Here is a 9,776-nt window from a genome sequence, read left to right on the forward strand (position 1 = left end):
AATGATTGTTACTTTTTTCTTTTTCTGCTGAGTGTTAACGGTTTTCTGCTATAACCAAATAAACGATAGTCTTTTATTAATTCTGCAGTTCCTTCCGGAATCATTTCTTCCCAACCTCTTTCTCCATCAGTAATCATTCTTAATATTTCTCGCGAGAATATATTCATTATGCTTTCATCATAATCATCTATATCAATAACCTTTCCGTTGTATTTAAAAAACTTGTATAATTCTTTCATTCTTGGATAAACCTTAAGGTTTTCACTAGTTATCAATTCTCCGGTTTCAGGATCTTTCATAGGGTATAGGTAGACCTTTAAATCTTTAAAGAAAAGCTTGCCGAATGCTTCAAGTATGCCTCCGCTGATATGACGATAGTATTTTTCATCAAAAATATCAACTAGGTTGCTAACTCCCATGGCTAATCCCATTCTAGCCTTAGTGTAATTAGAAAAGTATTCTACGACTTTAAAATACTCTTGAAAATTTGAAATCATAACAGATTGCCCTAATGCGCAAAGTAAATCTGCTCTATCAATAAAGTCTTGTTCGTCAATCTTACCTTCGGCTCTTAAGTTTGAAAGTGTTATTTCAAAGACAACAACAGTTTTTTCTTCATCAACTTTATTTTCTTTAATAAACATATTGTATGATTTCTCATACATTTCCATATTTACTTTTGTTACCGGTCTAAAACTACCTCGAAGGGCAAGTATGTTTTTTTTATAGAACACTTTGGCTGGCAGGACATTGGTGCCGTCAGGACCAAACATGACGGCATCTGTCATCCCATTTTTAACAAGTTGCAAACTCATCAATCTATTGTCGATGTTTTTGAATACGGGACCTGAAAAATTTATTGTATCAATTTCAACTTGATCTTTGTCTAAATGGTCATATAGATAACGAAGTAATTTTTTGGGTTCGTTGTACTTGTAAAATGCACCATAAATTAAGTTTGTACCAAGAATACCTAAGGTTTCTTGTTGAAGTCTTGCATCTGTTTCTTTAAAACGCAAATGTAAAATAATCTCATTGTAATCACTTTTAGCGTCTATTTGATATTTAATACCAACCCAGCCATGACCTTTAAATTGCTTAGCAAAATCTATGGTCGCCACAGTATTGGCATATGTAAAAAATATTTTGTTCGGGTTTTTTTCACGAGTCAATCGATTTTCCATTAAATCCATCTCATGAGTCAGCATTTTCCTCAAACGAGCTTCTGTAACATATCTACCGTCGTCTTCAGCTCCATAAATTGCATCACTAAAATCTTTGTCATATGCAGACATAGCTTTTGCGATTGTTCCTGATGCTCCTCCGGCTCTAAAAAAGTGTCTACAAGTTTCCTGACCTGCTCCGATTTCGGCAAATGTTCCGTAAATATTCTCGTTTAAATTTATCCGAAGTGCTTTTGATTTTAAAGATGGAATATCATTAAAATCCTTATCTCCCTTTATAGTAATTTCCATACGTGTCAGGTTAAATTCAATAAAAAGTAAAGATATTAAATAACTATATCAAACGAAAAAATAAGCTTACTTTTGAACGAAAATTACGGAATTGTGAAAATAACCTTTCTTGGTACAGGTACGTCGCAAGGAATCCCTATTATTGGGAGTGATCATCCTGTTTGTCTTAGCAACAATGTTAAAGATAAGAGGTTGCGTGTTTCGGTATTGGTGGAATGGGATGGTTATACCTATGTAATTGATTGTGGGCCAGACTTTAGATATCAAATGCTTCGGGCAAATTGTAAGCGAATTGATGGCATTATTTTTACACATGAGCATTCAGATCATGTTTTAGGTTTAGATGATATTAGACCTTTTTATTTTAGACAAGGAGATATTTCAATTTATGCTCATAAACGTGTACTTAAGTCGTTAAAAAAACGATTTGACTATATATTTGCTTTAGAAAATAAATATCCGGGTGCTCCTACTGTAAATATTAATAGGGTTAGGAATAAGTCCTTTAAGCTAAAAAATCTAGATGTTTTTCCTATAAACGGAAAACATGATAAATTGCAAGTTTTTGGGTATAGATTTAAAGACTTTGCTTATTTAACCGATATGAAGACCTTGAAAACCAGAGAAATAAATAAGTTGTCAGGAGTAAGGGTTTTAGTTGTTAATGCGCTAAGGATTGAACCGCATAGGTCACACTTTAATTTAAAAGAAGCTCTTGAATTTATTGAGCTAATAAAGCCCGAAAAAGCATATTTAACACATATTAGCCATTTACTTGGGTTTCATGATGATGTTGAAAAGACACTTCCTGAAAATGTGTTTTTGGCTTATGATAATCTTCGAATAACAATTTAAAACAAAATTATGAAACAAAGAATTTTCATGTATTTATTCGTCTTTTCAATATTACTGGTGCTGTTTCAATATGTAAATGCGAAACGAGTATTTGAAGATATGGATAACAAGTTAGGGGTTTGTAAATCTCAACTTGAGACGTATAAAGATTCAGTCAAAGTATTACAAAATGATTTCTTAGAAGTTTCACATTTTAATTTGGATAGAAACGAAGATGCGATTAGTTATTTCGAAGATGAAGGCTATAAGGTAGATGAGTTAATTCCCTATATAAAAGATGAACTTTATAAACTAAATGAGGTAAAAGGAGAGCATCCTATAATTCCTTATGGGGCTAGTGAAGGAAGAAAAATGATGATTAACACCGTAAAACTGCTAAATCATAAATGGATTATTGCTGATTTTTCAGATGGTGAATATTGGGGAGAGATTTTTTTAACTTATGAAATAACTAAAGGCAGTGAATTGAAATTTAATTTGGTAGAATATTTTTTGTATCCTTTTGATTAGTTTCAATGGCTTCTATAGGCGAGTCCTTTTTGTTTTTTTGTTTCTCCTACATATGAGTATTCGTATATGTATGACGAATCTGTAGTGGCTAATATTTTTAAATGAATATCTTTTTCTTCTGCCATATTTTTTGGATTTATGGTTTTGAAGATAACTTCACAATCATTAATCCATCTTAATTTAGAAGAGTCTATTTTGTTGTTGTAGCTTTCAATTTGAAGTGTTTCGCTTCTTTCGAATGTTGATTTAACAACTTCTCCATTGATCGTAGTTTCGCTGTAAAATTTGCCAGTCCTGAAATTTTTGCACTCTCTTGAAGGTTCGTAGCAATTAAGTAATAAAAGGCATAATAAACATTGTAAAAAACGCATAATTTAAGTATTAGTTTGCAAAAGTAATGAAATAGGGTTTTAGTTCTTGAAATTTTTAAAAGTCCCATCAGTGTAGAAAACTACAATGCGCTCAATTTCTTTATCATTCTTTGGATGAATGTTTACTTTTTCTTCAATTATTTTTTGAGTGGATGTGAAAGATTCGTTATAAGTTTTGCTGTCGTCTTTTTTTTGCGAAGAAGGGAATTCTCCTTTCCCATTAAAAAGCCAATACAAATCAACTTCAGGGAAAGCAGCAAGAACTTTCAAAATAAAGTCTAAACTTGGTTTGTTTCTTCCAGATAATATATGTGAAATACTTGAACGCTGAACCCCAATTTTTTCAGCAAAAGAAGAGGCTGATTCTCCGTAATAGTCAATAACCTTTTGTAGTCTTTTTATAAAATCATCTGTGTTTATCATTGTTCTAGGGGTGAAGATCTTTTGGTGTTACAAATGTAACAATAATGTGAATAGAATTAAAATGATTTACTTACAATTAATAGTTTTATTTAAACTTAAAGTTGACATAATTAAACTTTATTAATTGATATATAGTGTTTTAATTGATACTATTGATATTTTATAATTTTAATAAAGTTCAATAAGGAAGTGTAAGCTTAGCTTGAATACAATTGTAAACAAACCTATCCATTTTCTTGTTTACAATTGTAAATTAGTAAATGTTTACATTTGTCACATAAATAAATAAAATGCAAATAGAAGATATTAAAGGCTTGTTTTTAGAACATAAAGAAAAGAGCCTATTTGGTAGATATATAACCCATAAAGATATACTGCCTTTATTGGAAAGTTTGAAAAAAAAAAATCATGTTGATGTTATAGGCAAGTCGGTTTTAGGTCATCCTATTTATGGCCTGAAAATAGGTAGCGGAAGAAAGAAGGTGTTAATGTGGTCTCAGATGCATGGAAACGAATCGACCACAACAAAGGCATTATTTGACTTATTAAATACCTTAATAAGTGCTGAATCTAATAATAAACACATTTTAGAAGCTTGTACATTATATATCATTCCTATTTTGAATCCGGATGGGGCTTTGGCTTATACTCGTGTAAATGCTAATGAAGTTGATTTAAATAGGGATGCGCAGAATTTAAGTCAACCTGAAAGTAGAGTGCTAAAATCTGTTTTTGAATCTTTCAAGCCAGATTTTTGTTATAACCTACATGGACAGCGTACCATTTTTAGCGCGGGAAAAGTTAATAAATCAGCCACGGTATCGTTTTTAGCACCCGCGCAAGACGATTCTTGTACAATTACAGATAACCGAAAAGTAGCTATGGAAGTTATTGCTGTTATGAATGAAACCTTACAAAGTGTTATACCTAATCAGGTTGGGGTATATGATGATGCTTTTAACATAAATTGTGTTGGTGATACGTTTCAAAGTAAAAATGTACCAACAATTCTTTTTGAAGCTGGGCATTATCATAATGACTATGATCGGGAAAATACACGTGAATTAATATACATATCTTATTTGACTTCGTTGAATTATATCGCTAATACTGATGTTTCTGGAAGTTTTTATAAACCTTATTTGGATATTCCAGAAAATGAAAAATGTTTTCTTGATGTTATTATTAGAAACGCGAAAATTAAAGATCGCATTGTAGATATAGGTATCCAATATCAAGAAACGTTAATTAAAAATAAACTAGAGTTTATTCCAAAAGTTCTTAAAACAGAAACTCTTAAAGGATTTTATGGGCATAAAGAAATTGATGCAAATGGGAGTGAGGTATTTGGAGAGGATGGTGGTTTATTGAAAGTTAATAACGAAAACGTTTTCGTAATATTAAATAATGATAAGATCTTGTTATAATCGAAATAAAGCATATGGATTATGAGGTTTTTTTAGTGAAAATGTATTAATTTTGCTTAATACTTAAGAATAGTTAATTATGGGGAAAATTAAATTAGACGAAATCGATCATCAAATTTTAGATATGTTAATCGATAACACAAGAATACCATTTACGGACATTGCCAAAAAATTGTTGATATCGGCAGGTACTGTGCATGTACGTGTTAAAAAAATGGAGGAATCGGGAATTATAAGAGGATCTTCACTGATGCTAGATTATAAGAAATTGGGGTATTCGTTTATTGCATATGTTGGTGTCTATTTGAATAATACCTCTCAGACTAAATTTGTTCTTGAGCGCATAAACGAGATAGCTTATGTTACAGTTGCTCATATAACTACAGGGAAGTTTAATATTTTCTGTAAAATTAGAGCTAGAAGTACAGAGCATGCAAAAGAGGTTATCTTTTTACTAGATGATATTGAGGGGGTTTACAGAACAGAAACCATGATTTCGCTGGAAGAGAGTATCAACGATAAAAAACGGTTGATGCACTCCATTTTTAATGAGATGTAGAAATCGTAAAAGTTTTAATAAAAAACCTTAACAAATATGGGTTAAGGTTTTTTTTATGATTATTTTGTATATAAATTCTTTTTTAAGCAGACTTGTAAAATATAGACTGAATAAAAGCGTTAAAAAAAAGTTAAGAATCGAACACTATTTATATGGACAGTTTTTCTTATCAATATTTTTGCATTGAATACATATTTTTTTGATACCAGTATTGCCTATTACCAAATAATTGGTTTCTGCTTTATTTTTGTAAATTTTCAATTTAGCGAGTTTCTCTTTTGAAGTGTATAAAAAATTTAGTATTTCTTCTTTAATACATGTGTATTTTTCGTTTCTAAACTCTGTTAGTTTAAATTCATTGGTTAATAAGAATTGGGGTTCTAAACTTGTAATGTAATTGTTGCACTTTACATATGGGTTTTTGTTTTTTTTATAACGTTTGTCAAAATAATAATCTAAGTTAAATGCTTTTAAATTGTTTTTAATTGTTAAAATGCCTTGTTCGATTTTTGCTTTGAGCAGAGATTTAATGTTGTTTTTTTGATATAAAATGTGGTGCTCAAAATTATAAATGCAATTACTCCAAGCTTTTTTATAGGGTAGTTCTCCGTAAGCCATATCAAGTAAATCGTATTCATTTTTTAGACACCATTCAAGAGTTTTATAGATCGATATATTACCAAGACTGAATTTTGAATATTTTATGTCAAATGAAGTGATTGTTACGAATAATTTTTTTTTAAAATGGTGATTAAGTGTAATTTGAACCGGGTCTTTGTTAACATAAATTACAAACAGCGAAGCGCGTTTCGATTTTATAAGGTCGTAAGATCTTTTTAAGTAATATTCCCAGCTTTGTATGTTTTGTGAGACCACACCTCTTTGACTAAAGCGTGTTTCTATCATTTTTTTGAGCTTACTCATTAAATAATTATACTCATCATGTCTAATCTCACCAAAATACAATTTATAAACGGGAGATAAGCAGTTTTGAAATCTATTTAAATACCTAGTCGTATTTTGAATGAATTTCTTTTTGTAATTAAGTTTTAAAAAATCAACAATTTCAATGTTTTTTTTTAGCATTATTGCAAAACCATGAATTTTTTTTTGAGGCACCTTTATGATGGTTGTGTTTTTTTTAGATGTAAAATCAGGACTTAGGTAAGACGGAAATAGTGAAACTGAAACAGTTTGTTTGTTTTTGTTGTCTTGGCTTTCTAATTGACTGTAAAACAGGCTGTTGTTTCTTTTAAAGGTTAATTTGGTATAGCAGGATAGAATACGTTGTTCTTCTTCTAATGTTTTATAGAAATTTTCTTTTTTAATGATGCTCATATTTGATTGTTAACTTTTTAAGTTGCAATTTCTACTAAACACGGTTAGATTGAATAGAATTTTACTTAATTGAATCATATACAATTAATTAACTAATGTTGACTAATGTGATTAAATAGATTTTAATAATTGTGTTTTTTGTTGATTATGTCCTATGACGTAAAATTATTAATAAAGGAAAATTAGTAAAATGATAATTGTCATTTAATTAGATTCAGCTATTAAAAGTTACGGGGTATTGAGTCATTAAAGCAGGTTTTCTTAGTCTTAGCTTTTTAAAATTAAAACATATAGGGCTTTCATTTATTATGTTTTTCGCTGAGTCTTAGAATCTACTAAGTTAGGATAGCTGCAATTGAATGATTTTTATCTATTGTAATACATTTAAGAGGAATTTGGCATTTGAAACAAATTTTTAGTGTTTGTTGATATCTTATTTTTTTAAGTGATTTAAGTCTTCTTAATATATAAATAGCTGTTTAGAGCTTCAAATAACTTCAAAAACACAATCAAAATAAGTGTTTGAACGACTTAAATCAGGTCTACGACGATTTATAAAAATTGTTTAGTTTTCTTTTTTTACATTTGGAGTTAAATATTGATTGATTAATAGCCCTAAGTTCATTTAGTATTTTTTATGGTATCTTTTATGATAATATTCTTTTATCCCTCCAAGTTAAAGTTCTTGTGGAAAGAGTATTAGATTGTATAATTTCGAATTATTTAATTCTTAATTGTAAAGGGAAATAAAAAGTTTTTTTGTCAAAATTTTAAGCAATAAATTTTTATTGCTTGGCTTAGTATTTAAAAATAATAACCGATTATCCAATTCTATGTATAGAATTAAAATTATATTGCTGATCTTGATTGTTTCCTGTGCTAATGTGGATGCTCAGAGTATTAGGAAAAATTATAATGAAATGACGCAAACCGAAAAAGATGCCCTGGTTGATGCCTTCGTTTCCCTAAAAGATGGTATTGTTGCAGATTTAGCATCTTTTCATGGGAATAATTTTACAGAAATACATTTTAACCTTCCTTATCCCCAACCTGGTAATCATTTAGACGTTTTTTTTTCATGGCACAGATATCAAATGTGGACCATGGAGCATGCCATGCAAGCTCTTAATCCAAAAATATCTTTGCCTTTTTGGAATTGGACTTTATCGGTAGACAGATCTAAATCAGGACCTTTATGGGAAGATGGAAGTGGTAACCCACAGTTCATGGGGCGCTTTGATGATCCAACAGATTTAAATTGGGGTCTAGGTAGAAGTTCAAATGCCAGCACTAGTTTATTACCGACTACTGCTCAAGTCAATTCGGTTCAAAATATTGTTTATACAGATCGAGCATCGTTTCAAAATTACTCAAACTCAGTAGAAAGAGGTCGTGTACACACAGGTGGCCATATCTGGACTGGAGGTATAATGGCGTCAGGTACTTCGCCAGCTGATCCTATATTTTATTTGCATCATACTATGGTAGACAAGTTATGGCAAGATTGGATAGTGGCAAATAATGTAACCTCTGCAGATCTTTTGTATGAAAGACCGGATTTAATTAATTGGAATGTAGATCCCAACTCTATTGTGGATTCAAAGGTGTTAGGTGTTTTTTATGCTGACGAAGACAATGATTTAGCTGTTTTACATGATTATTCAGTTACTAACAACGATCTCCCTGAGGAAGTGTTTTATTACCAATTTACAATTGAAGCCGAAAATAATTTTATCGTCCCAAATGGTAAAGTCGCTAAGATTGAATCTGTTAATGAAGTCATTCTTAAACCTGGATTCCATGCAGAAAGTGGTTCTCAGTTTATTGCAAAAATAGATTTAGACAATAATATTAATACGGCAAGAAGTACGAGTAGAAAAAAGCAATCTCGATTTGTTGCGCAGGAGTATTTATGGAATTTCAGGATTGTTGAGAATGTTTATTTAGACCAAGATATTAACGAAGATGTAAAATTAATTTTAGACCCTGATAAAAAAGATGCATTAGGTTTAGAATTTAAAGAGCCATGCATTAGTTGCCGAATTGATGTAGTTGATGTCAAAGGGAATACGGTTCAGAGTATTCAACAAAATATAAATAGTATCACTAATCTTGACTTAAAGTCATTATTACCTGGGACATACTTTTTAAACATTCGAAATTCGAATGACTTAATATTAAGTAAGGAAATTCTAAAATTGAAATAATTATTGCATTCGAAATTTATGATAAATAACGATATATCAAACATGAAAAAATTTACTAATAAATTTAGGCATATAGGATTAATAGTCATTTTAGCTTTTCTTTTCACGAATTCAAGTTTTGGGCAAGCACCTGAAAAAATGAGTTATCAGGCTGTTGTTCGTAACATTGATGGTGATTTAGTACCAAATCAGCTTGTAGGAGTTAGAATAAGTATACTTAAAGGCGGTTTAAATGGGACAGAGGTTTATGTTGAAACACAGAGTAGAGCGACAAATAAAAATGGTTTGTTGGTGTTAGAAGTTGGAGATGGAGCATCGTCTGATGATTTTTCAAGTATTGATTGGGGTGATGATACTTATTTTATAAGATCTGAGATAGATCTAAACGGAGGCAGTAGCTATAGCATTGTAGGAAGAAGTCAATTATTAAGTGTACCATATGCTTTATATGCTAAAAACAGTGGTAATTCAACAGGATTGGAAGGTCCCCCAGGTCCAGAAGGTCCTCAAGGTCCAGCCGGATTAGATGGGGCTGACGGAGCAGATTCAACAGTACCCGGTCCACAAGGTCCAATAGGATTAACAGGCCCACAAGGTCCTCAAGGCCCACA

9 protein-coding genes and 1 pseudogene are annotated in these 9,776 nt (G+C 30.8%); 6 read left to right on the forward strand and 4 right to left on the reverse strand.

The window, feature by feature from the left end; genetic code table 11:
- Positions 1 to 8: 8 nt before the first annotated feature.
- Positions 9 to 1,475 (reverse strand): TonB-dependent receptor, encoded by a 1,467-nt coding sequence (locus Q0857_RS09025; RefSeq protein WP_298534065.1) that lies wholly within the window; start codon positions 1,473 to 1,475, stop codon positions 9 to 11.
- A 93-nt stretch (positions 1,476 to 1,568) separates the two neighbouring features.
- On the opposite strand from Q0857_RS09025, the gene Q0857_RS09030 reads away from it, so the two are divergent.
- Together Q0857_RS09030 and Q0857_RS09035 are read left to right on the forward strand one after the other, a co-directional pair.
- Positions 1,569 to 2,330 carry an MBL fold metallo-hydrolase gene (locus Q0857_RS09030; RefSeq protein WP_298534067.1) on the forward strand — a complete coding sequence of 254 codons (762 nt, stop codon included), beginning with the start codon at positions 1,569 to 1,571 and terminating at the stop codon, positions 2,328 to 2,330.
- A gap of 9 nt (positions 2,331 to 2,339) precedes the next feature.
- Entirely contained in the window at positions 2,340 to 2,840 is a 501-nt protein-coding gene (locus Q0857_RS09035; RefSeq protein ID WP_298534069.1) for a hydrolase, read from the forward strand.
- Positions 2,841 to 2,842: 2 nt separating this feature from the next.
- Here Q0857_RS09035 and Q0857_RS09040 read toward each other — a convergent pair whose 3' ends face one another.
- Both Q0857_RS09040 and Q0857_RS09045 read right to left on the reverse strand, forming a co-directional pair.
- Positions 2,843 to 3,211 (reverse strand): DNA topoisomerase IV, encoded by a 369-nt coding sequence (locus Q0857_RS09040; RefSeq protein ID WP_298534072.1) that lies wholly within the window; start codon positions 3,209 to 3,211, stop codon positions 2,843 to 2,845.
- 39 nt (positions 3,212 to 3,250) lie between these two features.
- Positions 3,251 to 3,634, reverse strand: a complete 384-nt coding sequence (locus tag Q0857_RS09045) for a helix-turn-helix transcriptional regulator (protein ID WP_298534075.1) — start codon at positions 3,632 to 3,634, stop codon at positions 3,251 to 3,253.
- Between the two features lie 290 nt (positions 3,635 to 3,924).
- Between Q0857_RS09045 and Q0857_RS09050 the strand changes: the two genes are divergently transcribed.
- The gene (locus tag Q0857_RS09050) at positions 3,925 to 5,061 is read left to right on the forward strand and encodes a M14 metallopeptidase family protein (protein ID WP_298534077.1); all 1,137 of its coding nucleotides are present in this window, start codon (positions 3,925 to 3,927) and stop codon (positions 5,059 to 5,061) included.
- Between the two features lie 79 nt (positions 5,062 to 5,140).
- Positions 5,141 to 5,620, forward strand: a complete 480-nt coding sequence (locus Q0857_RS09055; RefSeq protein ID WP_298534079.1) for a winged helix-turn-helix transcriptional regulator — start codon at positions 5,141 to 5,143, stop codon at positions 5,618 to 5,620.
- Positions 5,621 to 5,764: 144 nt separating this feature from the next.
- Here the strand turns inward: Q0857_RS09055 and Q0857_RS09060 are convergent, their stop codons facing one another.
- Positions 5,765 to 6,958 carry a GNAT family N-acetyltransferase gene (locus Q0857_RS09060; RefSeq protein WP_298534081.1) on the reverse strand — a complete coding sequence of 398 codons (1,194 nt, stop codon included), beginning with the start codon at positions 6,956 to 6,958 and terminating at the stop codon, positions 5,765 to 5,767.
- Positions 6,959 to 7,791: 833 nt separating this feature from the next.
- Here Q0857_RS09060 and Q0857_RS09065 point away from each other — a divergent pair.
- The gene (locus tag Q0857_RS09065; RefSeq protein WP_298534083.1) at positions 7,792 to 9,165 is read left to right on the forward strand and encodes a tyrosinase family protein; all 1,374 of its coding nucleotides are present in this window, start codon (positions 7,792 to 7,794) and stop codon (positions 9,163 to 9,165) included.
- Between the two features lie 42 nt (positions 9,166 to 9,207).
- Positions 9,208 to 9,776 (forward strand): annotated as a pseudogene (locus Q0857_RS09070) (hypothetical protein); the annotation flags it as partial.

Origin of the sequence: uncultured Algibacter sp., from assembly GCF_947495925.1 — a bacterium.
Classification (GTDB): domain Bacteria; phylum Bacteroidota; class Bacteroidia; order Flavobacteriales; family Flavobacteriaceae; genus Algibacter_E.

Coding starts and splice junctions, on each gene's coding strand:
- Q0857_RS09060 (WP_298534081.1), bottom strand. CDS start 6,958: ATGAGCATCATTAAAAAAGAAAATTTCTATAAAACATTAGAAGAAGAA.
- Q0857_RS09035 (WP_298534069.1), top strand. CDS start 2,340: ATGAAACAAAGAATTTTCATGTATTTATTCGTCTTTTCAATATTACTG.
- Q0857_RS09040 (WP_298534072.1), bottom strand. CDS start 3,211: ATGCGTTTTTTACAATGTTTATTATGCCTTTTATTACTTAATTGCTAC.
- Q0857_RS09065 (WP_298534083.1), top strand. CDS start 7,792: ATGTATAGAATTAAAATTATATTGCTGATCTTGATTGTTTCCTGTGCT.
- Q0857_RS09050 (WP_298534077.1), top strand. CDS start 3,925: ATGCAAATAGAAGATATTAAAGGCTTGTTTTTAGAACATAAAGAAAAG.
- Q0857_RS09025 (WP_298534065.1), bottom strand. CDS start 1,475: ATGGAAATTACTATAAAGGGAGATAAGGATTTTAATGATATTCCATCT.
- Q0857_RS09055 (WP_298534079.1), top strand. CDS start 5,141: ATGGGGAAAATTAAATTAGACGAAATCGATCATCAAATTTTAGATATG.
- Q0857_RS09045 (WP_298534075.1), bottom strand. CDS start 3,634: ATGATAAACACAGATGATTTTATAAAAAGACTACAAAAGGTTATTGAC.